The sequence below is a fragment of the Flavobacterium sp. CFS9 genome, from assembly GCF_041154745.1.
Taxonomy (GTDB): domain Bacteria; phylum Bacteroidota; class Bacteroidia; order Flavobacteriales; family Flavobacteriaceae; genus Flavobacterium.
Genome location: NZ_AP031573.1, coordinates 4,020,299 through 4,046,209, shown reverse-complemented (window position 1 = coordinate 4,046,209; position 25,911 = coordinate 4,020,299). Strand labels below are relative to the sequence as shown.

At 33.7% G+C, this 25,911-nt stretch carries 24 protein-coding genes; 12 read left to right on the top strand and 12 right to left on the bottom strand.

The window, feature by feature from the left end:
- Positions 1-67: 67 nt before the first annotated feature.
- Entirely contained in the window at positions 68-709 is a 642-nt protein-coding gene (locus tag ACAM30_RS17025; protein ID WP_369615770.1) for a hypothetical protein, read from the top strand.
- Positions 710-795: 86 nt separating this feature from the next.
- Positions 796-1,845 (top strand): Fic family protein, encoded by a 1,050-nt coding sequence (locus tag ACAM30_RS17020; protein ID WP_369615769.1) that lies wholly within the window; start codon positions 796-798, stop codon positions 1,843-1,845.
- 36 nt (positions 1,846-1,881) lie between these two features.
- Here ACAM30_RS17020 and ACAM30_RS17015 read toward each other — a convergent pair whose 3' ends face one another.
- Positions 1,882-2,523, bottom strand: coding sequence for a protein-L-isoaspartate(D-aspartate) O-methyltransferase (locus ACAM30_RS17015; RefSeq protein WP_369615768.1), 642 nt, complete (start codon positions 2,521-2,523; stop codon positions 1,882-1,884).
- 518 nt (positions 2,524-3,041) lie between these two features.
- Between ACAM30_RS17015 and ACAM30_RS17010 the strand changes: the two genes are divergently transcribed.
- From ACAM30_RS17010 to ACAM30_RS16965, 10 genes are all read left to right on the top strand, one after another.
- Positions 3,042-5,225 (top strand): prolyl oligopeptidase family serine peptidase, encoded by a 2,184-nt coding sequence (locus ACAM30_RS17010; protein WP_369615767.1) that lies wholly within the window; start codon positions 3,042-3,044, stop codon positions 5,223-5,225.
- A gap of 250 nt (positions 5,226-5,475) precedes the next feature.
- The gene (locus tag ACAM30_RS17005) at positions 5,476-6,549 is read left to right on the top strand and encodes a sensor histidine kinase (RefSeq protein WP_369615766.1); all 1,074 of its coding nucleotides are present in this window, start codon (positions 5,476-5,478) and stop codon (positions 6,547-6,549) included.
- Between the two features lie 2 nt (positions 6,550-6,551).
- Positions 6,552-7,274 carry a LytR/AlgR family response regulator transcription factor gene (locus tag ACAM30_RS17000; RefSeq protein ID WP_369615765.1) on the top strand — a complete coding sequence of 241 codons (723 nt, stop codon included), beginning with the start codon at positions 6,552-6,554 and terminating at the stop codon, positions 7,272-7,274.
- Between the two features lie 94 nt (positions 7,275-7,368).
- Positions 7,369-8,334 (top strand): Gfo/Idh/MocA family protein, encoded by a 966-nt coding sequence (locus ACAM30_RS16995; RefSeq protein WP_369615764.1) that lies wholly within the window; start codon positions 7,369-7,371, stop codon positions 8,332-8,334.
- A gap of 90 nt (positions 8,335-8,424) precedes the next feature.
- Positions 8,425-9,318: a 3-hydroxyacyl-CoA dehydrogenase family protein gene (locus tag ACAM30_RS16990; protein WP_017497120.1), complete on the top strand. Its 894-nt coding sequence runs from the start codon at positions 8,425-8,427 to the stop codon at positions 9,316-9,318.
- 12 nt (positions 9,319-9,330) lie between these two features.
- Positions 9,331-9,990 (top strand): YggS family pyridoxal phosphate-dependent enzyme, encoded by a 660-nt coding sequence (locus ACAM30_RS16985; RefSeq protein ID WP_369615763.1) that lies wholly within the window; start codon positions 9,331-9,333, stop codon positions 9,988-9,990.
- 87 nt (positions 9,991-10,077) lie between these two features.
- Positions 10,078-11,439, top strand: coding sequence for an exonuclease domain-containing protein (locus ACAM30_RS16980; RefSeq protein WP_369615762.1), 1,362 nt, complete (start codon positions 10,078-10,080; stop codon positions 11,437-11,439).
- 30 nt (positions 11,440-11,469) lie between these two features.
- Positions 11,470-12,309 carry an ion transporter gene (locus ACAM30_RS16975; RefSeq protein WP_369615761.1) on the top strand — a complete coding sequence of 280 codons (840 nt, stop codon included), beginning with the start codon at positions 11,470-11,472 and terminating at the stop codon, positions 12,307-12,309.
- Positions 12,310-12,393: 84 nt separating this feature from the next.
- Positions 12,394-13,314, top strand: coding sequence for a tRNA (adenosine(37)-N6)-dimethylallyltransferase MiaA (gene miaA / locus ACAM30_RS16970; protein ID WP_369615760.1), 921 nt, complete (start codon positions 12,394-12,396; stop codon positions 13,312-13,314).
- A gap of 62 nt (positions 13,315-13,376) precedes the next feature.
- On the top strand, positions 13,377-14,123 hold the full coding sequence (locus tag ACAM30_RS16965) for an acyl-[acyl-carrier-protein] thioesterase (protein WP_369615759.1): 747 nt from the start codon (positions 13,377-13,379) through the stop codon (positions 14,121-14,123).
- A 162-nt stretch (positions 14,124-14,285) separates the two neighbouring features.
- Here the strand turns inward: ACAM30_RS16965 and ACAM30_RS16960 are convergent, their stop codons facing one another.
- From ACAM30_RS16960 to recN, 11 genes are all read right to left on the bottom strand, one after another.
- Positions 14,286-14,792, bottom strand: a complete 507-nt coding sequence (locus ACAM30_RS16960) for a tetratricopeptide repeat protein (protein WP_369615758.1) — start codon at positions 14,790-14,792, stop codon at positions 14,286-14,288.
- Complete coding sequence (gene prfH / locus ACAM30_RS16955; RefSeq protein ID WP_369615757.1) at positions 14,776-15,468, bottom strand: peptide chain release factor H; 693 nt, start codon at positions 15,466-15,468, stop codon at positions 14,776-14,778. The genes ACAM30_RS16960 and prfH overlap by 17 nt, the downstream gene beginning before the upstream one ends.
- On the bottom strand, positions 15,456-16,067 hold the full coding sequence (locus ACAM30_RS16950) for a hypothetical protein (protein ID WP_369615756.1): 612 nt from the start codon (positions 16,065-16,067) through the stop codon (positions 15,456-15,458). The genes prfH and ACAM30_RS16950 overlap by 13 nt, the downstream gene beginning before the upstream one ends.
- Before the next feature lie 12 nt (positions 16,068-16,079).
- A complete protein-coding gene (locus tag ACAM30_RS16945) occupies positions 16,080-17,471 on the bottom strand; it encodes an RtcB family protein (protein WP_369615755.1) in 1,392 nt (463 codons plus the stop codon).
- Between the two features lie 3 nt (positions 17,472-17,474).
- Positions 17,475-18,221, bottom strand: a complete 747-nt coding sequence (locus ACAM30_RS16940) for a hypothetical protein (RefSeq protein ID WP_369615754.1) — start codon at positions 18,219-18,221, stop codon at positions 17,475-17,477.
- Positions 18,222-18,821: 600 nt separating this feature from the next.
- Positions 18,822-19,538: a response regulator transcription factor gene (locus ACAM30_RS16935; RefSeq protein ID WP_369615753.1), complete on the bottom strand. Its 717-nt coding sequence runs from the start codon at positions 19,536-19,538 to the stop codon at positions 18,822-18,824.
- Positions 19,539-19,541: 3 nt separating this feature from the next.
- Positions 19,542-21,128 (bottom strand): sensor histidine kinase, encoded by a 1,587-nt coding sequence (locus tag ACAM30_RS16930; protein WP_369615752.1) that lies wholly within the window; start codon positions 21,126-21,128, stop codon positions 19,542-19,544.
- 59 nt (positions 21,129-21,187) lie between these two features.
- On the bottom strand, positions 21,188-21,784 hold the full coding sequence (coaE, locus tag ACAM30_RS16925) for a dephospho-CoA kinase (RefSeq protein ID WP_369615751.1): 597 nt from the start codon (positions 21,782-21,784) through the stop codon (positions 21,188-21,190).
- A gap of 2 nt (positions 21,785-21,786) precedes the next feature.
- The gene (locus ACAM30_RS16920) at positions 21,787-22,785 is read right to left on the bottom strand and encodes a glycosyltransferase family 2 protein (RefSeq protein ID WP_369615750.1); all 999 of its coding nucleotides are present in this window, start codon (positions 22,783-22,785) and stop codon (positions 21,787-21,789) included.
- 127 nt (positions 22,786-22,912) lie between these two features.
- Positions 22,913-24,103, bottom strand: coding sequence for an enoyl-ACP reductase FabV (gene fabV, locus ACAM30_RS16915; protein ID WP_369615749.1), 1,191 nt, complete (start codon positions 24,101-24,103; stop codon positions 22,913-22,915).
- Positions 24,104-24,208: 105 nt separating this feature from the next.
- Positions 24,209-25,861: a DNA repair protein RecN gene (gene recN, locus ACAM30_RS16910; RefSeq protein WP_369615748.1), complete on the bottom strand. Its 1,653-nt coding sequence runs from the start codon at positions 25,859-25,861 to the stop codon at positions 24,209-24,211.
- Between the last annotated feature and the right edge of the window lie 50 nt (positions 25,862-25,911).

The window sequence follows — 25,911 nt, the reverse complement described above, 5'->3', positions numbered from 1 at the left end:
CACTCATAAACAAGTGCTTATTAATATTTTATCGTTATTTTTACTAGAAACCATTTAACCTTAAAATATGAAAAAGTACCTAATTTTATTCATGACTGTTGCTATTTTGTCAAATTGTGGTAGTAATACATCCATTGTCAGCAGTTGGAGAGATCCTCAAACAACCGTAGCTCAAGAGCATTTTAAAAAAGTTTTAGTTGTTGCTTTGGTAAAAGATGAAGCATCAAGAAGAACTGCTGAAAACAGAATTGCCGCTGGAAATCCTATTTTTAAAACGTCATATCAATACCTGAACGAAACGACCTCTCAACTAACCAAAGAACAGAAATTGAAAATTTTACAAGACGAAAATTTTGATGGTGTTATTACAATGCGTTTAGTTAGTAAAGAAAAAGAAACCAATTATGTTCCCGGAACTTATACGGGAATGTATTATGGTGGTTTTGATGGTTTATACAGTGGAGTGTATGGCTATGGATTTGGCAACTGGTACGGAATGTACTCACCTCATTTTTACACCCCTGGATATTATCAGGAAACTACCGCTTATATGGTAGAAACAAGTATTTTTTCATTGAAAGACAATAAACTAATCTGGACAGGTACAACTAAATCAGATTATGTTACCGATCTTGGTCAAACCATTGATGCAATTATGCAAGCAGTCGTAAAAGAAATGAAAAAAGACGGTTCGCTTCCTCTTAAATAATATCTTGAAAAGCAATATTTTGATATTGCTTTTTTTTCTCGAAATTTATGACTAAATTTGTCAAGACAATTTGAATAACAAGAAAAATGAAATCGCTTCTTAAAAATGCAAGAGAACAAAAAGGTCTAAAAACTAGAGAAGTAGCACAACTACTCGGTATCGATCAGGCTTTAATAAGTAAATTTGAAAGCGGTTCGCGAAAACCAACCAAAGATCAAATTGTTAAGTTATCTCAACTTCTAGAGATAGACTACGAAACTCTAATGATCGCATGGCTTAAGGAAAAAATTCTCTATGAAATTGGTGATGATGAATTTGCTTTAAAAGCACTTGAAGTCGCAGAGAAAGAAATCAAATACAACAAAACAGTCTCCAAATTAAAACTGTCAACCACTTTAGAAAAAATTCTAAGTGAGATAGATGTTTTAAAAGAAAAACTGGATACTTACAGACAATTTGATAGCTATAAAATCAGTCAGGCACTTGAACTCGAATATACATTTGAAAGTAACAGAATTGAAGGAAATACCATGACGCTTCGCGAAACCGATATGGTTATCAACGAAGGTTTGACTATTTCAGGAAAAAGTATGAGAGAACATCTTGAGACCATTAATCATCAGGAAGCAATAGGTTTTATCAAAGATTTGATGCAAAAAAGCAACAGCTTAAATGAACGCGATCTTTTATCTATCCATAATTTAATTTTAAGAGGTATAATTCCTGAAGATGCAGGCCGTTACCGAAAAGTACAGGTGATGATTCAGGGAAGCAGTCACATGCCTCCACAACCTTTTTTAGTTGCCAAAGAAATGGAAGAGTATTTTATTTGGTATGAGATCAATAAAAATAAATTACATCCGGTTATTCTTGCCGCCGAAATGCACGAAAGATTAGTTACAATTCATCCTTTTATTGATGGAAACGGCAGAACCTCCAGATTAGTCATGAATTTAATTTTAATGCAAAAAGGTTATCTAATCGCCAATATAAAAGGAGATTATGAAAATAGAATGCAGTACTATCAGTCTCTGGAAACCGCCCAGACAACAAAAAACAAAGAAGATTTTTTATTCTTTATTGCCAGAATTGAAAAAGAAAGCCTGGAGCGCTATATTAGTATTATAGGTCAATAAAAAACGAGAGCCCACTATCTTTAGTGGGCTCTTACTTTAATTTTTATCTTCCAATAAAGGAACGAATCGAAATTCTCCAAACTCATGTTTTTCAAATTGTGTTTCATTCTTCCGAATCAATAAAGTCATAATCTGAACATCTTCTCCTAACGGAATAACGAGCCTTCCTCCTATTTTAAGCTGCGCCATTAAAGGCTGTGGAATAAATGGAGCTCCAGCGGTTACAATAATACTATCAAAAGGAGCGTAACTTGGTAATCCTTTATAACCGTCACCAAAAGATAAATGTTTTGGACGAATGTTTAATTTTGGAAACAAATTAGAAGTCGTTCTAAACAATTCCCCTTGTCTTTCAACACTGTACACTTTTGCTCCTAACATAAACAAAACAGCTGTTTGATATCCTGATCCGGTACCAATTTCTAAAATCTTATGATCTTTTTTAACCTCTAATAATTGCGATTGAAATGCAACCGTGTATGGCTGCGAAATAGTTTGTCCCGCACCTATAGGAAATGCCTTATCCTGATATGCATAATCTTCAAAACTTGAATTCAAAAAAAGGTGTCTCGGGATTTTTTTTATCGCATCCAAAACTGCTCTATCAGTAATTCCTTTTTGCTCTAAAGTGCTTACTAATTGATTGCGAAGTCCTTGATGTTTGGCAGTATCTTTCAAAATGGGTTGGTTTTATTTTTGCAAAAATAGGAAAGTAAATCAATTTTAAATGCTTTCATACAGAATGTTTTCAACTCAGAAACTTCTTTCAAATTAATATAATCCGAACCATTTACCATTCAAATGCTTGTATCAACCGTTCGTCATTTTTTTTAAAATTTTCAACTGATGTGTTGCTACTTTTGAAACATCAAACAGGAACTAATAATTTAAAAACCAAAAATTATGAACACAATAAATTTTAAAAACCCAACCAAAATTCTAAAACCATAAGCAATAACATTAGTTTTTAAATTCACTTGTAAAAAATCAATCAATCAATCAATCAATCAATCAATCAATCAATCAGTAAAATTAACTAATCATTAAAACCAAAATTATGGAAAACCAGAAAGAAGTAAATGTTTACAAAATTGCTAAATCATTAATCGTAGGATTTATAGTCGGATTTGTACTTTATAAATTTATCACTGTAATCGTACTCAATTAATCTAATTCTCAATCAAAAAACATCAATCATGAAAACCAATACATTTATAAAGATCACAGTTCTATCTCTTGGAATTATTTCTACCGGAAATTTATTTGCACAAAACAAACCCGAAAAAGCACCATCAGTTCCCGCTAAGGATACTTATTTTGGAATTACAGTGGAAGACAAATACAGAAACCTTGAGGATTTAAAAAATGAACAAACATTAAGCTGGTTAAAGGCTCAGGCAGATTACACAAACAATATTTTAAACTCAATTCCGGGAAAACAAACTCTTATTGATGAGCTGACTTCTATAAATAACAGAGTTGCCGAAGCGATCAGTGGAACGCAAATTATGGAAGACGGAACTTATTTTTACCAAAAGACCACTCCAAAAGATCAGGTAGCAAAACTATATAAAAGAGATGGTTTAAAAGGAAAAGAAACCTTAATCTTTGACCCGCAAACTCTAAAAGGTGAAACAAAAGATGTATTTACTATTAGTTCCTTTTCTCCAAATAAGAGCGGAAAACTAATTGCTATAAATGTTTCAAAGAATGGCGGTGAGATGAGCGACATGTTTTTAATAAATGTAGCAGATAATAAAATTTTAACCGATAAAATTGACAAATTAAGATTTGGAACTGCTAACTGGTTAAGTGATGACAAATCGTTTTTGTACACGCAATCACCAACAGCCGATATCCACGATGCAAAAGCACAATTGAATATCGTAACAAAACTACACGTTGTGGGTAATGATACTGCTCAGGATAAAGTAATTTTTTCAAAAGCAATGTATCCTGAATTAAAAATAGCTGATGAAGAAATTCCTTTTATGGGTTATGACGTAGACAGTAAGATCCTTTTTCTGATGCCTTATTCTGTAAATCCGAACATGAAAATGTTTATTGCCAAAGGTTCTGAGTTGAATAATTCCAAAATTAACTGGAAATTATTGACGGACAGAAAAGATGAAATTAAAAATTTTGCTTTCAGTGATAAAGACATTTATTTTTTCACGAGTCTAAATGCTCCAAAATTTAAAGTAACAAAAACCAGTATAGCCAATCCAAATTTAGCAACCGCAACACTAGTGATCCCTGAAGACAAAGAATCCAATTTGAACCCTATCACAATTACTAAAGATGGAATTTTTTATACCAAAACAAAAAACGGAATCGAAAGTAAATTATTCTTTACTGATTTTGACGGAAAAAATCACAGAGAAATTAAAACACCAAAAAAATCCGCTACTATTGTTTTAACTTCAAGAGGAAGTAAATATTCAGACCTATGGGTTAGAACAACAGGATGGACAACTAAAGGAGAGCGTTATAAATACGATGTGAAGAAAAACAATTTTATCAGAGAAGAACTCTCTACGATTACTGAGTACCCGGAATTTGAAAATTTTGAAATTGAAGAATTAATGGTAAAATCGCATGATGGTGTCGAAGTTCCACTATCCATTATTTATAAAAAAGGAATCAAAAAAGATTCAAACAATCCTGTCTTATTCTATGGTTACGGTGCATACGGAATGTCTATGTCTCCTAGTTTTAACCCTAGTTTACTTTTATGGGTAGAAAGAGGCGGAATACTTGCTGTTGCTCACGTAAGAGGCGGTGGAGAATTAGGCGAAAAATGGCATTTGGAAGGTCAAAAAAGCACAAAACCAAATACCTGGAAAGACGTAATTGCCTGCACCGAATACATGATTAAAGAAGGATATACTAATCCGACAAAAACGGCAATCTACAGCAGAAGCGCCGGCGGAATTTTTGTAGGAAGAGCCATTACTGAAAGACCTGATTTATATGCGGTAGCCATTCCCGGAGTAGGAAGCATGAATACCGTTAGAGGCGAAAATGCACCAAACGGACCTGCAAACACACCTGAGTTTGGAACCATGAAAGTAGAAGATGAAGCTAAAGCCCTTATAGAAATGGACTCTTATTTACAACTAAAAGAAGGTGTTAAATATCCCGCAACCTTAACAACTGCAGGATTCAACGACCCTAGAATTATTGTTTGGTCTCCTGCTAAATTTGCCGCCCGATTGCTTGAAGTAAATGCATCTAAAAAACCTACTTTATTAAAAGTAGATTATGAAGCAGGTCATTTTGGAGGAGCTTCAAAAGCAAAATCTTATGAAGAAACTGCAGATGTTTTAAGCTTTGCGTTATGGCAGGTCGGACATCCTGATTTTCAACCTAAAAATTAGTTATTTAAAATGTAACTTTGGCAATGCTGGCATTGCCAAAGTTTTTAAAACTTAAAATTATGATCAAAATAATTATAGTTTTGACTATTGAAATAGGCCATTGTTTACTTAAAATTTTATCTTAATGAAATTATCTGTAAAAATTCTAATTACTTTAGTCGTTATATTCTGCCTGCTCTTTTTGAGCGCTTTTATTGCAGGAATGATTTATGGATACCACGCACCACTTAAAGTAAAATAGCTTATAAAAATGTTTCAAAAAAAGGATCACGTTTTCATTTTAGTTCAGATCATTATATGGACTATCTACGCAGGAATAATTTTTATTCCCCAAATTATAATTCCGGAATTTAATATATTAAAATACAAAAACTGGCAACTACTTTTAGACTTCGTTGTTAGTGTTTGTGTACTTACTTTCGTCTCGATAGTTTTAAAACATTTTTATGACCGGTACATAAAACTGGACGATTTTAAACTCTGGGAAATCATTAAAATGCTTTTTTTAATTTTCGCAGCTGCTCTCCTTTTCTTCGGGATACTAACGGCGTATAATTATGTAATGCTCAGTTATGTTTATGAAAACCCTGAAGTTTTTGATCATCCGTCTCAATCCGCAAAAAGACAGGTTTTATTTATTTTTGTGATGGGTTTTCTTTTCTTCCTTTGGATCGTTGTATATACCATTTACAAAACGACCTCACAAATCAAGAATAATAAAATGGATCGAATGGAAATTGAAAACACTTTAAAAGATTCGCAATTGAATGCTTTAAAGGGGCAAATCAATCCGCATTTTATGTTTAACAGCTTGAATAATATTCGTGGACTAATTTTAGAAAATCCCGAAAAATCAAGAGAAATGATAACCAGATTGTCTGAAATGCTTCGATATTCCTTAACCAAAAACGAAATCACTACAATTGCACTGGAAGAAGAAATTGAAATGGTAGAAAACTTTATTGAAATTTCAAAAATTCAAATGGAAGAACGTTTGAATTTTACTTCTCAAATAGACAAAACCACTTTAAAGCTGCAAATCCCTCCTATGATCATTCAAATGCTGATCGAAAATGCGGTTAAACATGGAATAGCAAAATTAAAAGACGGAGGCCAAATTTCATTAGAGATCAAAATGGAAAATAACAATTTGACTCTTTTAGTTATCAATACCGGAATACTTACCATTGAAAAAGATTCCACACAATTAGGAATCAAAAATATCGAGAAAAGATTGCATTTAATTTATGGCGAGAAAGCTAGTTTTAAATTGCAGGAAATAGAAAATAAAGTAATTGCAAAAATAACTATACCAATACTTTAAGTATGAAAAAAATAAAAGCTGTTATTGTTGAAGATTCCCGTCTGGCCAGGAATGAGCTTAAAGAACTAATTAAAAATCACCCGGAAATTGAAGTTATCGGAGAAGCAGAAAATGTAGATTCAGGCTTTAAATTAATACAGGAAACCCAACCCGACTTGCTTTTTCTGGATATCAATATGCCCGAAAAAGATGGTTTTGAATTGTTGGAAATGCTCGACAAAGTCCCTATTACAATTTTCACAACGGCTTTTGACGAGTACGCGATCAAATCTTTCGAATACAATGCTTTAGACTACTTACTAAAACCAATAAATCCAAAAAGATTTGCTCATTCAATCGAAAAAGTAAGTCAAAATCTAATTGAAAAAGAAGAAAAAAGCAATAAGAAACTAACGCTAAACAATCAGATTTTTATTCGCGATGGCGAAAAATGCTGGCTTGTGAAAATTGCCGATATCTTTCTGTTTGAAGTAGATGGCAATTATACCAAAGTATTCTTTCAGGATGAAAAAGCAGTACTTAATAAATCATTAAACCATATTGAAGAGAAACTTCCTGATGATTATTTTTTTAGGGCCAATCGAAACCAGATTATCAATATAGAATACATACTCAAAATAGACCCTTGGTTTAGTGGTAATCTGCTCGTACAACTTCCAAAAGAAATAAAAGTAGAAATATCACGAAGACAAACCAACAACTTTAAAGAGAAGTTAAGTATGTAAATACATTTAAAATTGTTCAAATAATTTCGACTTTGTCATAACTAAACTTTTACTTTCAACAAATAAATTATATTTTTGTTTAAAATACATTCTCATGTTAAAAGTAGGAGTTTTAGGTGCAGGTCATCTTGGTAAAATACATTTACGCTTATTACAACAATCTGACCAATACGAATTAGTTGGATTTTACGACGAAAATCAGGAAAATGCCGAAAGAATCTCAAAAGAGTTTGGCTATAAAAACTTCAACACAATTGCAAAATTAATTCACGCTGTGGATGTTATCGACATTGTGACTCCAACTCTTTCACACTACAAATGTGCTAAGGTAGCCATCAAATCAGGAAAACATATCTTTATAGAAAAGCCAATTGCCAATACGGTTGAAGAAGCCGAAGAAATTATTGCTTTGGCTGCGGAATATAATGTAAAAGGTCAGGTAGGTCATGTTGAACGCTTTAACCCTGCGTTCATTGCTACAAAAAACATGATCGAAAATCCAATGTTTATAGAAACGCACCGTCTGGCCGAGTTCAATCCTCGTGGTACAGACGTTCCTGTAGTTTTGGATTTAATGATTCATGATATTGATGCTATTTTGAGCGTTGTAAACTCAAAAGTAAAAAACATCAATGCAAGCGGTGTTTCCGTGATTAGTGAAACTCCGGATATTGCCAATGCCAGAATCGAATTCGAAAATGGATGTGTAGCCAATTTAACGGCAAGCAGAATTTCGATGAAAAACATGCGTAAAACAAGATTCTTTCAAAAAGATGCCTACATTTCTGTAGATTTTCTGGAGAAAAAATGTGAAGTAGTCCGAATGAAAGACGCTCCGGAAATTCCGGGTGATTTTGATATGATTTTACAAAATGCAGAAGGTGTAAAAAAACAAATTTATTTTACAAATCCTGATGTAGAACAAAATAATGCGATTTTAGATGAGCTGGAATCATTTGCCAATTCTATAAACACAAATACAACTCCGGTTGTAACCCTGGAACAGGCAACAGATGCATTGCGTGTGGCCTATCAGATAATTGATTGTTTCGATAAATAATTTGGAAGTTTTAAAAAATAAATTAGCCACGAGTCCATAAATTAATTTGTGAGCTCGTGGCTAAAATCATAAATATAATATCAAAATTAAATGAAAACTATAGCTGTAATTGGTGCAGGAACAATGGGTAACGGAATTGCTCATACATTTGCACAAAGTGGTTTTGTGGTAAAACTAATTGACGTTTCTGAAAAATCATTAGACAAAGGAATGGCAACTATTGCTGCCAATTTAGACCGAATGCTTTCTAAAGGAACCATCACTCAGGAAGAAGTTACCAAAACGATCACCAATATTATTACCTATACCGATATTAAAGACGGTGTTGTTGGTGTAGATTTAGTAGTTGAAGCTGCTACTGAAAATGTAGAGTTAAAACTCAATATTTTCAAACAATTAAACGAAGCTTGCTCTCACAATACCATCCTGGCAACTAATACTTCTTCGATATCTATTACTCAAATTGGAGCAGTTGTAGCACATCCTGAAAGAGTTATCGGAATGCACTTTATGAATCCGGTGCCGATTATGAAATTGGTCGAAATCATCCGTGGATACAACACCAGCGATGAAGTTACTAAAACGATCATGGACTTATCTGTAAAATTAGGCAAAGTTCCAGTTGAAGTAAACGATTACCCTGGTTTTGTGGCAAACAGAATATTAATGCCAATGTTAAACGAAGCCATTGAAACATTATACAACAAAGTGGCGGGAGTTTACGAAATTGATACCGTAATGAAATTAGGAATGGGACACCCAATGGGACCTCTTCAATTAGCTGATTTTATTGGTCTTGATGTTTGTCTTGCTATTTTAAATGTAATGTACGACGGTTTCAAAAATCCGAAATATGCCCCTTGCCCACTCTTGGTTAATATGGTGAGAGCCGGAAAATTAGGAGTAAAATCCGGTGAAGGTTTTTATGATTATAGCGAAAGTAAAAAAGCAGAGAAAATCTCTAAGCAATTTATCCTTTCCTAAAAAAGAAGTACCATGTCGATAGCATCGAATTTAAACACAATTAAGGCAGGTTTACCGGAAAATGTAACTTTAGTTGCCGTTTCTAAAACAAAACCTGTTTCCGATCTAATGCAGGCTTATGATGCCGGTCAGCGTATTTTTGGTGAAAACAAAATCCAGGAAATGACTGAAAAATGGGAACAAATGCCAAAAGACATTCAATGGCACATGATTGGTCATGTACAAACCAATAAAGTCAAATTTATGGCGCCTTTTGTAAGTTTGATTCATGGTGTTGACAGCTTAAAATTGTTGCAGGAAATCAATAAACAAGCATTGAAAAACAATCGGATTATTGATTGCCTGCTTCAAATACATATTGCAGAAGAAGAAACTAAATTTGGATTAGACGAAAACGAATTAAAAGCGCTTGTCACTTCCTTTGATTTTACAGAGTTGAAAAACATAAAGATCTTAGGAGTAATGGGAATGGCAACTTTTACAGAAGATCAAAATCAAATTAAAAAGGAATTTACACATTTAAAATCTATTTTTGATTCCATAAAAGAACTGAAAGCTGAAAACTGCAATCTGACTACTGTCTCTATGGGAATGTCCGGAGATTATCAACTTGCAATTGAATGCGGCAGCACCATGGTTCGCATTGGAAGCAGCATTTTTGGAGGAAGATAAGTCCTAATTGTTAATTGTTAATTGTTAATTGTTAATTGTCAATTGTAGATTAAAACTGATTACTAAAAACTGAGACTGAATACTAATTTGTACGCAATACTAGACATAGAAACCACTGGAGGCCAGTTTAATGAAGAAGGAATTACCGAAATTGCCATTTACAAATTTGATGGCCACGAGGTAATTGACCAGTTCATCAGCCTTGTCAATCCTGAAATTCCGATTCAGCCCTTCGTGGTGAAATTAACTGGAATCAATAATGCTATGTTGCGGTCTGCTCCTAAATTTTTTGAAGTTGCTAAACGAATTATAGAAATCACTACAGATTGTATAATTGTAGCACACAATGCTTCTTTTGATTACCGAATTTTACGCACAGAATTCAGACGTTTGGGTTACAATTTTGAAGCCAAAACCCTTTGTACAGTCGAACTTGCCAAAAAATTAATTCCGGATCAACCTTCCTATAGTTTAGGAAAACTGGTACGAGCCCTTGGAATTCCAATGGCAGACAGACATCGTGCCAGCGGAGATGCAATGGCAACAACCAAGCTGTTTAAAATGCTTCTGGAAAAAGACTTGAAAAAAACTATTGTAAAAGATTTTATCAAACTGGAAGTAGAAAAAGGAATTGCTCCGAAATTTCTGGACATTCTGGCACAAATGCCTGCTAAAACTGGTGTGTATTACATTTACAATGAAGACGGAACTCTAATCTACATTGGAAAAAGTCAAAACATTAAAAAGAGAGTCAATCAGCATTTTACAGGAATTACCACCAAAAGCAAAAAAATTCAGGCCGAAGTTTTTACCATCACCTATGATGAAACCGGAAGCGAATTAATTGCACTCTTAAAAGAAAGCGAAGAAATAAAAATAAATCGTCCCAGATATAATCGTTCACAACGAAAAACGATCTTTCAGTATGCTTTATATGCAGAGAAAGACACTAATGGTTATATCAATTTAAAACTTGAAAAAGCGGACGGCCGTAAAAAAGAGATTACCTCATTTGCAACTTTGCAGGAAGGTAAAAATGCGCTGTTCAGATATACGTCAAAATACCAGTTATGCCAAAAGCTAACAGGACTTTATCAAACCAAAAAAGAGTGTTTCCAGTATAAAATCAAAGAATGTGATGGCGCCTGTATTGAAGAAGTAACACCTGAAGTTTACAATGCCCGTGTACAACAATTTATCGCGGAAAACAGTTTCGAAAATAAAAGCATGATTCTACTGGACAGAGGCCGAAATGTCAACGAAAGAAGCGCTATTTTAATCGAAAATGGTCTTTATAAAGGATATGCCTTTTACGATCTAAATTATCAGATTACGAACATCGAGATTCTAAAAAACATTTTAATTCCGATGCAGCACAATCGTGACGTGAAAAACATTATTCAAAGCTACCTCCGAAAGAGTAAATCTATAAAGGTTCTTCATTTTTAACACTGCAAAACTTTCCTTATCTTCGTGAGGATGAAAAAAATAAAATCAAAATACGAAATCTTCCGCGAAAAAGTCAAAATCATCCTCTACGGGACCGATACATTTTTTGGAAAAATGTTTGATTTGGTTCTTCTTGGATTAATCCTACTAAGTGTTATTTTGATCATGATGGAAACCGTCCAGGGAATCAATCAGAAATACCACACCCAACTTATTGTCTTCGAATGGATTATCACTGTATTTTTCACTATCGAATATATACTACGAATAATTTCGATTCAAAAGCCAATCCGATATATTTTTAGCTTTTACGGAATTATTGATCTGATGGCAGTTCTGCCGATGTATTTATCGATATTTTTCCCAGGTGCAAGCGTGCTTTCCATAATAAGAGCCTTGCGTTTCTTTAGATTGTTTAAAATACTGCATATTCCGCAAATTTCACATCAGTCGATACAACTTCGGGAAGCCATCGAAGCCAGTAAAGAGAAAATCCTTGTTTTTATTTATTTCGTATTGATCAGCACCATAATAATCGGTTCGATTATGTATCTGGTTGAGGGTAAAGAATCCGGCTTTACAAGTATTCCTATGAGTATTTATTGGACCATTGTTACTTTAACCACAGTAGGTTACGGTGACATTTCTCCACAGACTCCTCTTGGTCAGTTCATTGCAGCCTTTGTTATGATTTTAGGTTACGGAATTATAGCTGTTCCTACTGGAATTGTAACAGCTGAATTCGCAAAAAGCAGTCTAAAAAACAGTGTCGTAAGCAGCAAAAAAACATGCAAAAATTGTAATACACAGGTGCATTTTGATCATGCTCAATATTGCTTTGAATGTGGGACGAAATTACCTAACTATTAATTCAACGAAAATTTCCCAAATCACTTTAATCAAAAGTTAACTAATATCAGGTCTACGGTTTAACCGCCATAAAGACTACAAAACATGAAATACCTAATTACCATCGTCGGACCAACAGCAATAGGCAAAACGGCTTTAAGCATTGCTCTGGCGCAGCATTTTAATTGTGAAATCATCTCCTGCGACAGCCGTCAGTTTTTTAAAGAAATGACAATTGGTACCGCAGTTCCAAATCAGGAAGAATTACATTCAGCGACACATCATTTTATACAGAATAAATCTATTTTCGAAAATTATACAGTTGGTGACTATGAAAAAGAAGCGCTTTTAAAATTAGAAGAATTATTCTCCAAAAATGATTTCGCTATATTAATTGGCGGTTCAGGGCTGTATGTTGATGCCATCTTAAAAGGATTTGATGAGTTTCCTGAAATTGATCCCGAAATACGTTCTGAGATAAACGCAAACTACGAAAAACTCGGAATCCATTATCTACAGGAACAATTACAAAAACTGGATCCCGATTATTATCAAAAACTCACTATAGAAAACCCTCAAACACTTCAAAATCCGCAAAGAATGATGCGTTTCACAGAGGTCTGTATTGGGGCTCAGAAACCCTACTCTTCTTTCTTAAATCAGAAGAAAAACAACCGAAATTTTACTCCTGTTTTGATTGGTTTAGAAGCCGACAGGGCTATAATTTACAACCGTATCAATCAGCGTGTAGATATAATGATGAATGACGGTTTACTGGAAGAAGCCAAAGCTTTGTATCCCAACAAAACGTTAAATGCGCTTCAAACAGTCGGGTATCGCGAATTATTTAGTTATTTTGATGGAGAATTCTCGTTGCCATTTGCCATCGAAGAAATCAAGAAAAATACCAGACGCTTCTCCAAAAGGCAACTCACCTGGTTCAAACGAAACGAAGCTGCCAAATGGTTTGATTACGCAACAGATAGAAAAGAAATCACAACTTACATCGAAAACCTTCTAAAGTAAAATCTATTTCTTTCTTCTGATAGAAAAACAAAAATCAACACTCTAAAATCTAAAATTCAGTAATGCCAATATCTCCTAATTTTACTTCCATTCTAAGCAAAGACTGGGAAATCAATTTTACGCAATGTACGCCAAATGGTTTTCTAAAGTACACCGACTTATGCAACATTCTGCAATTGACAGCTGCTGCACATTCTGAAATTGGAGGCATCAGCTTTACTGATATGCAGGAATTTCATCAGGCCTGGGTCTTAAGCCGTATGCGAGTAGAAATTATTGATCTACCAAAATGGCGAGATGTTGTTACAGTCACAACATGGATCAACAGTTTAGAAAATTCCCGTTCCGTTCGTGCTTTAGAGATACACGCAAACGGAAAAAAAATAGTGGGATGTGAAACTTTCTGGGCTGTTTTTAATACACAACTACGACGTCCGGAAGCTTTAGCACTGCCTTACGAACATTTTGAATTGTATCCGGAGAAACGCGCTACTACAGAAGGTTTTTCAAAAATAAATATCACTCATGAAAAAGAAGCTATTTTTGAAAAAACAGTTTACCTCTCTGATCTGGATATTGTAAATCACGTCAACAATGTCAAGTATCTGGAATGGTGTCTCGATCACGTTGACCCCAAAAAAATCCTGAAACAGGAAGTAAAAAGTTTTGAAATGAACTTCATGAAAGAACTTTCGCTTCAGGATAATGTGATCATTCATGAGGGCGAAAACGATAATCAAACTATTTCAACATTCAGTATTACCAAAGGTGAAAAAACATCTTTTGCTTTAAAATTGCACTGGAAATAACAGAAACTTTTAAAAAACTTCTCTTTAATCTCAACTCATGTGGAGTTTCTAATGTGATTTTTCCTTTCAGTCGAAAAGACAAATGTGGTGTATTTAAAATTTGATTCCCTATAATAAAAATAAAAAACGATGCGGTGTTGCATCGTTTTTTATTCAATCAAGTTATTTTGACTTTTTTTTCTTCTTCTTTAACAGATCCATCTTACCTTCAATCCTTTTCTCAACTTCTCTAATGTTGCATTCAAAGGCAAATTGTAACGTACAAAGTTTGGCTTTTTTAATTTCTTTTAAGGCTAATTCAAACTGTTGCTGTGCTTCGTAAAGAATTGCCTTTTTGACAAAAATTTCAGACTTGTTGATTCCTTTTACCGTTAAAGCAAAATCAATTAATTTTTCTGCCTCTTCAAAATCTTCATTCAAAATTAAAGTTTGCGCATAATGCGGATATATCTCAAGTGCATAAATATTTATTGCCAAAGCTTCCTGAAAATACCATTTGGCTTCTTCATAATTCCACAATTGCTCCGCCTGAATCCGTCCATACAAACAAAAAATCATCGTATTTTTAGCATCAAATGAAAATGCATAATCCAAAGATTCAATCGTTTCTTCTAATGAATAAGGATAACTGTCCAGAGCCTGAAAGAGATATTTATCTATTGTTTTCATTTCGTAAATCTGTTGTTAACTTCTGACGCGTTCCTTTATAACTTTTCTCTATTTTATTCTTTTTAAAATCAGTTCCGGTAAAAACTCTGATCGGATTCCCCCGCTGAATGTTCAGTTGATTTTCCCATTGTTTTCCGACATGATTTTTAAGCTGTTGTAAAGTTTCGTCTTCTATTTTTTTTAATAATCGTTCTGTAGCCAGTTTTTTATTCTGATGCTGTGAACGGCTGTCCATCGCAACAACTGCAATTCCTGTTGGAACATGAGTCGCTCTGATTGCCGAACTCACCTTGTTTACATGCTGTCCGCCAGCCCCGGAACTTCGCATGGCCTGATACTGAATGTTACTTTCTACAATTGATACATTCTGTAGTGGTTCAATCTCAAAAATGCCAATAAACCAATTTTTACGTTTGTGCATTTTCCTAAACTGACTTTGATCAATCCACTGAATAGTTCCTGTCCAGGAAGCTGCAAATTGAGCAGCATTTTTACCTTTTACTGCAATTGTTGCCGTTTCAATTGTTCCATTCTCCTGACCTGCTTCCCGCTGAAGTAAAGTCGTTTCTAATTGCTCCTCCTGTGCTTCCTCCAGAACTTTTTTAAGTACCTGAGCCACTACCCAGGTGCATTCTGCCGGTCCCCGACCTGCTGTTATCTGAATTATTTTTTCCATTTTTCTATTATCTTAAGAAGCTTTTCTCTGTTTTTAGCTTCTTTTACAAATTTTGGAAGTCTTGAAACTACTGTACCGTTACCACTTCCTTTATTATTTCTTTCTCTTAATTCTGCTTCAATGTATCTCCCTAAATAATCGATGTGCTGCTGGTTATAAGCCCAAAAAATAGCTGTTCCCACTTCTTTTTGAAACCAAAGTGGCAGATTGTAATAATGCTCTCTAACTAAACCGTTATCTTTTTTTGAGTTCTTCAAAACCTTTTCTACTTTTGGCTTCCATTCTTCCTGAAAATTACAATGCGGACATTTCGTTTTATACTTATTCGGCTTCTCTTTTAAGGGCTGTGATCTAAATTCATACTTCTCATAGCATTGATTGCAATGCGCTTTACCATAAGCAATATACTGATAAACGGGACTATCCAGTTTAAGATAACAATCTTTACATTCAAAAACTTTAGTATAACAATGCCCGCACTCACATCCCTCTGAAAGTTTGCTTTTTATCTTAGCCTTAGAATCACATTTCGGGCACTTCACTAAAATCTCATTTACAAAACTTTCTAAAAACTTATTTTCATCCTGAAATCTTTTCATAATCTTTGTTTTTTATCGGTCCATTCTAACAATCTTTGGTATGAAAGTTCCCAGAACTTCAACCAAATCACTTTGATTTGACATCACCTTAGTAATGTCCTTGTACGCCATAGGTGCTTCATCAATGTTCCCTCCAATCAAGGTAACCTCATTCGCTTTTAATACCTTTTTAATTTCACTTTGCGTGAAAATACTTTTGCACTTTGCTCTCGAAAATAAACGTCCTGCACCGTGGGACGCAGAGTTTAAACTCTCAGCATTACCTTTACCCTTCACGATGTAACCGGGAGCGGTCATCGATCCGGGAATAATTCCTAATTGTCCCCCTCCTGCAGGCGTTGCACCTTTCCTATGTACAATACATTCCTGACCGTTTACCATTTCTTTCCAAGCAAAATTGTGGTGATTTTCAATCGTAACCACTACCCTTTTTCCGATAGCTTTGGCAATTCGTCTGTGAATATCATCGTGACAGGCTTTTGCATATTCACCGGCTAAATTCATAGCAAGCCAATATTCCTGACCGTCATGCGTATTCAGGTCCAACCAGGCCAAATGCTGCACATTTTTTGGCAACGGACATTGTTTTGTCGCCAAATAGGTATAATGTTTAGCAATATTTGCTCCTAATCCCCGAGATCCGCTATGCGATAAAACTGCGAAATACTCTCCTTTATCAAGCTTCCACTCATTTTCAGGGTTCTCAATTTTAGCAATCCCAAATTCTACAAAATGGTTCCCGCCTCCGGAACTTCCTAACTGTTTATAAGCCTTTGGCAAAAGATTTTTCAATAATGGAATGTCTTGAAATTCACTTTTATAAAAAACATCATGATCTACTCTTGAAGCATGAGTTTCATAGATTCCAAATTTGGTATTGTCCTTCAAAATAGCTTCTAATTGATGTTCTTTACCTTTAAAATGAGAAGCTGGTAAGTCAAAAATCGAAAGACTCATTCGGCATCCAATATCTACACCAACTCCATACGGAATTACGGCATTATCAGTGGCTAAAACTCCTCCGATTGGCAGTCCATAACCCGAATGCGCGTCCGGCATTAAAGCGCCGGCTACTGAAATTGGCAGTTTTAAGGAATCATACAATTGATATTTCGCCTGTTCATCAATCTCGTTTTCTCCAAAAATTTTGAAAGGAGCTCTGGTATTTTTAAGCTGATGCATTCTTACCTGAACCGGTTTTATTAAACCTTCTGCCACCTTACCCCAAGTACCATTTCCTTCGTACTTTTCAGGATTTAGCAAAACATCTTTTGCTTCGGTTAGAATAGATTCTTTTTTCTCTCTTTTTCTATATCTGTTTATTTGCCCTAAGGCGATATTTATTGAATTGTTTTTTGGAAACCCCAATTTAATCAGGTCTTTTCCGGATAATTTATTTCCCATGATTTAGATCATTTCGTCTACATATTGCTGATACAATGCCTGCAGACTTTTATTTTTAATTGGACTTCTCTCTTTTGGATTCTCTTTTTCGTAGTAGCTCCATTTATGAGAAGTGCCATGTATTAATCTGTTTATTTTATATCTCAGATGATTGTTTACAATATAATTGTCTATAAACTGAATTTGACTTTCCAAATCAGAATCAACCATTTGGGTATGTGTTATCACATAAGGACTAACACGCAGCACATATCGCCAAGGCTCATTGAATACATAGTTAATTTTGTATCGTTTACAATTGCTACACCAGCGTTCTCTTTTATAAAAATGTGTTTTTTCTTTTTCGGTCAATTCTAATTTTGAACTTTTCCATTCCCATTCAGAAAATTCTTTTACAGTTTGGATATTCTCAACGTATACATGTTTTCTTTTTCTCTTTTTCTTTCTCTTAAAAGATTTTTCAGGAGAAAACCTCCACGTATTTATTTTTTCCAATAATTCTCTGTAAAATGAAGCTTCACTTGATCTGGCGACATCATCTCTTAACTTAAAATTACGCTGCCATCCTTTTTGATAGGGAACTTCCAATAGAACAAGAGGTAAATCTCTACGCTTTTTCCAAAGGTCAGCTTCAAGCTTTCTTAACTCAATTAATTGCTTTTCAAAATCTTCTTTAATTAATCGTCTTTTCTTTCTTTTACTTTTAAAACGAGCACATAAAGCATACTCATCTACCGTATAATTTTCCATAAAAAAATTATAGTGCATTAAATTAACAGCCCAATAGGCTTAGCATTTTATCCGTGAAGGATAAATAAAAATCGATTTTCGGGAAAATTTGAAGTGTCTAGAATAAAAAAAAGCCCGAAACTAAATGTCTTCGGGCTTTTATATATCTAAAAGTATATTTCTAAGATTGAAATAAGCCACGAAGAAGCACTTCATCAAAATTGTTTGATGTGAAGCTCTGAGATGTAGATGTAAATACAAACATTTTTTCTTCGTTTTTAAAGGGTTATTATTTTTTTCGTCTGCAAATATTCAGAATACTTTTTTGATTTTCCAAATTTATTTTAAGAAAAATCATTACAAAAAATTTATTTATATTATGCTAAAACCAAAACAGAAACTACATTGCTTAAAATCAAAAAGATAGAAATTACACTTTAATAATGTTTTTTTTATCTTTTTTGCTTAACCGCAAAGAACGCAGAGAAAAAAACGCAGTATTCGCAAAGCCTTAAAACTAAATCTTAACGAACTTCTCGTGCCAGGCTGTTAAAATTTCGCATAAAAAAAGTCCTGATTTCTCAGGACTCTAATATTTTTCTGTTTGGTCTTTATTTTTTGTTATTCTGTAACTTTGCTTTTAACAACAAGTCTGAAACCTTCACCGTGAATGTTTAAGATTTCAACATCTTCGTCAGCTTTTAAGTATTTTCTAAGTTTAGCAATGTAAACGTCCATACTTCTGGATGTAAAATAGTTATCATCTCTCCAGATTTTAGTCAAAGCTAATTCTCTTGGCATTAAATCATTTTCATGAAGAATCAACATCTTAAGCAATTCATTCTCTTTTGGAGACAATTTTATCGGTTCTTCGCTTTCAAATGTCAGAAATCTTAATTTAGAATTTAAATGGAATTTACCAATATTAAACTCAAACTGCACTTGTTCAGCTTTTGTATCAGCAGATTTTCTTTGAATAATTGCTTTAATCTTCATCAATAAAACCTCAGAATCAAAAGGCTTATTCAAATAATCATCAGCACCGGCTTTGTATCCTTTCAATACATCTTCTTTCATTGATTTAGCTGTTAAGAAGATAATTGGCACTTCACTGTTCTTTTCTCTAATCTCCTTGGCTAAAGTATAACCATCTTTATAAGGCATCATCACATCAAGAATACATAAATCGTATACATCTTTCTTGAATTTTTCGAAACCTTCCATACCGTTTTTAGCTAAAGTAACTTCAAAGTCATTTAACATTAGATAATCTTTAAGAACTGCCCCAAAATTAAGGTCATCTTCTACTAAAAGTATTCTTTTGTTATTATTTTCCATATTTTAATTTATTAATGGTATTTTTATTATAAAGGTGCTACCTTTTCCTTTCTCGCTTTCAACATATACTTGACCATTATGGTCCTCTACTATTCTTTTCACATAGGCCAGACCTAGTCCGTGTCCTTTTACATTATGTAAATCTCCTGTATGTTCTCTGTAAAATTTCTCAAAAACTCGCTTTTGAGCTATCTTACTCATACCGAGACCATTATCTTTTACTTTTATCAGAATCATGTCTTTCACATTTTCTGTAAAAATTTCTATCTCCGGTGCACCTGGTGAATATTTTATCGCATTCTCCAAAATATTAACCAATACATTTGTAAAATGTACTTCGTTGATCAGGCAGGTCGTTCTCGCTGCATTAAAATGCTTCGCAACGCTTCCACCTCTGTCTTCTAAAATTAAATTTACATGTTCAATTGCATCATCAATAATATCATGAATAGCAGTTGGCTCTTTTGTAATATCTAATTCTTTCTTTTCAAGTTTAGAAATACGAAGCACGTTTTCTACCTGAGCATGCATTCTTTTATTTTCATCCCGGATCATTTGAAGATAGCGATACACTTTCTCTTTATCCTCAATTATCTTAGGGTTTTTAATCGCATCCAAAGCTAAATTAATCGTTGCTATTGGCGTTTTAAATTCATGCGTCATATTATTTATAAAATCCGTCTTGATTTCAGAAATATGTTTTTGACGTAACAACTGATTCAACGCACTGGTATATGCCACTATAATGATTAATGTAAAAATTATTGATAATATGGTAATACTTAATAATTCTGACAATAAGAATTTCTTTTTATGCGGAAACGTAATGAATAATTCATACTTACTATTTCCTTCATTATCTGTATAAATTGGCACGTGGTAACTTGCATCTTTATCGTAATGAAATCCATCCGATCTTACTTTCGTCGCAAGACCATTATTAAGAACTCCGTATTCAAATTTGGTTTTCACACCATATTCTTCCAGTTCTTTCTTTAAGAGTTTTTGAAGTTTATCTTTTGTAATTCTACCTTCTATAGGTGTCAACGAAGCAACATCTTTATACTGAATTTGCTGTTGAACTTTATTTAAAATATCAAGACTCCCTGATTTTTCGATTTTTAAGTCAGGTATAATACTTTGTCCTAAAGTACTATTGTCAATATTATTGTTATTATTGTATACTTCTGTAACTCTCTTCGAACTAAAGTTTTTAAATCTTTCGCTGCTAAATTTTTTATTAAAAATCGAGCCGCTAATATCATAATCTTCAGATGTAAGCGTATTAGAATAAACTATTGTTTTGTTTGTTTTTGCATTTCTTTGAATGTAAAAAACCTGCAGTAAGTCTTCTTTTTTAGGTGTTTTACCGGTACTGTCTTTAATGCGGTTGTATTTATCGTAAAAACTGTATTCTTCCTGCTGCTCCAATTTATCAGCAACATTTCCAATTACCTGAGTAACATGATATTTAAACTGTTCATCGTTATTTTTGAACGAAGAATTAAACCAATATACCTGCACCAAAATTATCCCTATTAAGGACAAGCTCATCAATAAAACAAGTAATCTAAAAAATAATTTATTCATCGAAACAAAATTAATATTTTAACAATATACTAAATAATACATTAACCAAATATTAACATTTAAGACTGATTTTGTTTTATATTTAAAATTTTAAGAATTTTAACAACTTCTTCTCTAGCAATTTTAAGATTACTGTTATTAATAACAAAATTGCTTAAAGAAATTCGTTTTTCATCATCCCACTGCATTTTCATCCGACTCAAAACTTGTTCCCGTGTAGTTTTATCACGTTTAACAACTCTTTCAATTCTTATCTCTTCAGGAGCTATAACAGTTACTATAACATCACAATCTTTATAACGGCCACTTTCAAACAAAATTGCAGCTTCGTAAATTACATAATCGTATTTTTTATTTTTTAACAACCAAAGCTCGAAGTCTTCTTTAACTGCCGGATGTACAATTGAATTTAAAATAGCCAGTTTGTCGGCATCATTAAAAACAATCTCGGCTAATTTTGCTCTGTTTAAAACGTCATTTTCAAAGAGCGAGTCTCCAAAAGCAAGTTTAATTTGTTGTACAATCTTTTCAGACTGCATTACTTTTTTGGCTTCATCATCGGCGATATACAAGGGTACCCCCATTTCTGCAAAGTAGTTTGCAATAGTGGTTTTTCCGCTTCCTATTCCGCCTGTCAGGCCAATAATTTTAGCCATACCTATATTTTAAAAAACATATTAGGAAAAGCCTCTTGGGGTTTTTTCTTTAAAACAATAACTTTTAGGAACGATTTTAAAAATCCGGTTCCATAGCCATAAAATTGCTTCCATACTGCAATTACAGATAGATATCCAATTTTAATGCTTTTATTCTGTATAGTGGCTGTCAGAAAAATTACCACGAAATATACAAAATATAATTGTAACAAGATATCAATATTAAAAATTAACAATAAAAAAGCTAATAATAATCCTACAACAAAAACACTTGGAAAAAAGAATGTCAATTTATTATGTTCCGGATACCAGCTATTTAATATCGGTCTGGCGATTCCGAATTTATTCACCTGAACCGAAAATTTCTCCCAGTCAATTCTACGTTTATGATATACATACGCTTCTGTAAACAATCTGGTTTCAAATCCAAGATTCCACAAACGAATAGAAAGATCCGGATCTTCTCCCGGATGAATATTTCCAAATCCTTTTGAAGCTATAAAAGCTTTCTTTGAAATCCCCATGTTAAAACTTCTGGGCTGAAATTTATTGATCTTTTCAGAGCCCCCACGAATTCCTCCCGTTGTTAAAAATGAAGTCATCGCAAAATTAATGGCTTTCTGAATATCAGAAAAACTATCTAATGCTTTGTCCGGTCCTCCAAAACAATCCACATACTCTTTATTAAGTGCTTTTCGAACCTCTGTCAAATAATTAGGAGGTATAATACAATCAGAATCAAAAATGATAAAGTAATCACCTCTGGCCTTTTGCATTCCAAAGTTCCTTGAATCACCCGGCCCTGAATTTTCTTTAAAATAATACGATATATTCAATTTGCCCTGATAGTTCATTACGACATCTTTACAAGGTATTGATGATCCGTCTTCGACAAGAACAATTTCAAAGGCTTCATTATAATCGGATTTAGATAAACTTTCTAAAAGCTCATCTACTTCATCCGGACGATTATACACGGGTATAATTAAAGAAAAAATCATAGCGATCACGCGGTATTAAAGTGGCAATATTTTAAATTTCAAAATTTTAACAAAGATATGTTATATTCATAAAAAAACCATTCGTCGCAACGAATGGTTTTCATTTATAATTGTATTTTTTTCTTTTTTATTTGATACTTTCAATCTCAACAACTTCATTCGCTTCAGCAGCATAATCTACACCAGCAAATTCAAATCCAAATAAATTCAGGAAGTCGTTTCTATATCCTGCCAAATCTCCAATTGCAGGTAATGTTTCAGTTGTAGCTTCTAACCAAAGTTTAGCCACTTTAGCCTGTACATCCTCACGCATTTCCCAATCGTCGATTCTGATTCTTCCTTTTTCGTCTACAGGAACCTCTCCTCCATTGTACAATCTGTCCTGAAACAAACGCTGGATTTGCTCGATACAACCTTCGTGAATTCCTTCTTCTTTCATTGTTTTGTATAAAAGAGAAATATACAATGGAATAACCGGAATTGCAGAACTTGCCTGAGTTACTAAAGCTTTGTTTACAGAAACATAAGCTTTTCCTCCGATAGATTTTAATGTATCACTAATAGAAAATGCTGTCGCTTCTAAATCATCTTTCGCACGACCAATTGTACCTTTACGGTAAACTGCCTCTGTTAATGATGGTCCAATATAAGAATATGCCACTGTTGTAGCACCTTCAGCTAATAAATTTTCTGCTTTTAAAGCATCAATCCACATTGCCCAGTCTTCCCCTCCCATTACAGCAACTGTATTGGCGATATCTTCGTCATTTGCCGGAGCAATAGAAACCTCGGAAACATTTCCGGTATGAAAATCAACTGTTTTATTAGTAAAAGTTTGTCCGATTGGCTTTAAAACCGAACGATGTAAAACTCCAGTAACCGGGTGCTGACGCACCGGAGAAGCTAAACTGTAGATTACTAAATCAACCTGACCTAAATCAGCTTTAATTAAATCTAAAGTTTGTTTTTTAATTTCGTTTGAAAAAGCATCTCCATTGATACTTTTTGCATATAAACCTGCTTTGTGGGCTTCTGTTTCAAATGCAGCAGAATTATACCATCCTGGTGAAGCTGTTTTTCCTTCAACCGGTGGTTTTTCAAAAAATACTCCAATAGTTGCAGCATCAGAGCCAAAAGCACTTGTAATTCTTGAAGCCAATCCGAAACCTGTTGAAGCACCAATAACTAAGACATTTTTTGCTCCTGCAATTGGTCCTTTTGATTTTATATACTCTATTTGATTTTTAACATTTTGCTCGCTGCCTTTTGGGTGGGCTGTCAAGCAAATAAATCCTCTCATTCTAGGTTCTATAATCATATTTTTGTTTTTTTCGTATTTTAAAAAATCTTTAAAAATGCAAAGATTTTATTTTATTTACGTTTGTTTAATTCGCTTTTAAGATGACAAATATAAATTATTTCTTTAGTTCAACAAGGCTTTAGCATGATTTAAAGCCGAATCAGAGACAACTGCTCCGGATAACATTTGAGCAATTTCTATAACTCTTTCTTCCTGAGACAATAACTTAAGTTCTGATTGTGTATCCTCATCAACCGTTGATTTAGAGACTTTAAAGTGTGAATCTCCTTTGGCTGCAATTTGAGGCAAATGAGTTATGGCAAAAATTTGCATTGTAGTACTCATTTCTTTCATAATTTCTCCCATTCTAATCGCAATTTCTCCTGAAACTCCGGTATCAATCTCATCAAAAATTAAGGTTGGAAGTTTTGAATATTGCGCTAAAATTGCTTTAACTGCTAACATAATACGGGACATCTCTCCTCCTGATGCTACTTTTTTCAGTAAGCCGAAATCAGTTCCTTTATTGGCTGAGAATAAAAACTGCAACTCATCTTTCCCGTTTTGAAAATAGGTCTCAGATGGTAAAAGCTCCATATTGAAACGAACATTTGGCATTCCCAATGTCTCTAAAATTGAAACTAACTTTTGAGACAAAACCGGAATCGCATCGATTCTGTTTTGATGAATGATCACCGCAAAAGCATCTAATTCTATCACTTTCTGTGCTATTGATTCTGACAAAGCAGTGATTTCATCTCCAATATTATCCAATTCCATTAGGGAATTTTCTAATGTCGTCTGTATTCCAAGCAATTCATCAACAGTAGTTACCTGATGCTTTTTCTGCAAATTATAAATCAGCTGCAGTTTTTGACTCACTAATTCTAATTGTGCAGGATCGTTTAAAAGCTTTTCAGAGGCATTCTGTAATTCTTTCGAAACATCATCAAATTCAATGGTTAAACTTGTAATTCTCTCAAAAACACTTTGATATTCCGGAGAAAAAAGCGCTATTTTTTGTAAGGCTGCTTTTATTTCATTCAGATTGTGGAAAACGCCAAATTGCTCTTCATTAGCAATTGCCAGCGATTTGTCCATTGCCTCTTTTATGATCTCAACATTGTTCAGTTTTTCAAAATCGGCTTCCAATTCTTCCTGCTCACCTGATTTTAGTTTTGCAGTAACCAATTCATTTAACAAATAAGTATTGTATTCCTGCTCCTTTCCTGAATCGCTTTGTTTTTTCAACAAAGCATTTAGTTTGGATTTATCTGATTTATATCCTTTCAAAATATCCTGATACGATTGAATCACTTCTCCATTATTGGCAATAGCATCAATAATTTTAAACTGAACTCCTTCGTCTGATAACTCCTGAGTTTGCTGTTGTGAATGAATATCAATCAAAAACAAACTTAGATCCTGCAGTTCCTGCAAATTTACTGGACTATCATTAATAAAAGCACGCGATTTTCCTGAAGGCAAAATTTCTCTTCTAATAATCGTCTCGTCTTCATAATCGAGATCATTTGCTGTAAAAAAATCTTTCAGGTTGTATTTAGAAATTTCAAATTGTGCTTCAATTACACATTTTTCTTCTTTATTTTTTAGCGAAGTTAAATCGGCTCTTTTTCCTAAAACCAATCCTATCGCTCCTAATATAATAGATTTACCTGCACCTGTTTCACCTGTAATAATAGAAAAACCTTTTGAAAAATCTATAGTTAATTTTTCAATCAGTGCATAGTTTTTAATCGACAAGGACGTAATCATGGAAATTTGGGAAATATAAAAATTAATAAAGAGAGTATTTTGTAAGCAGA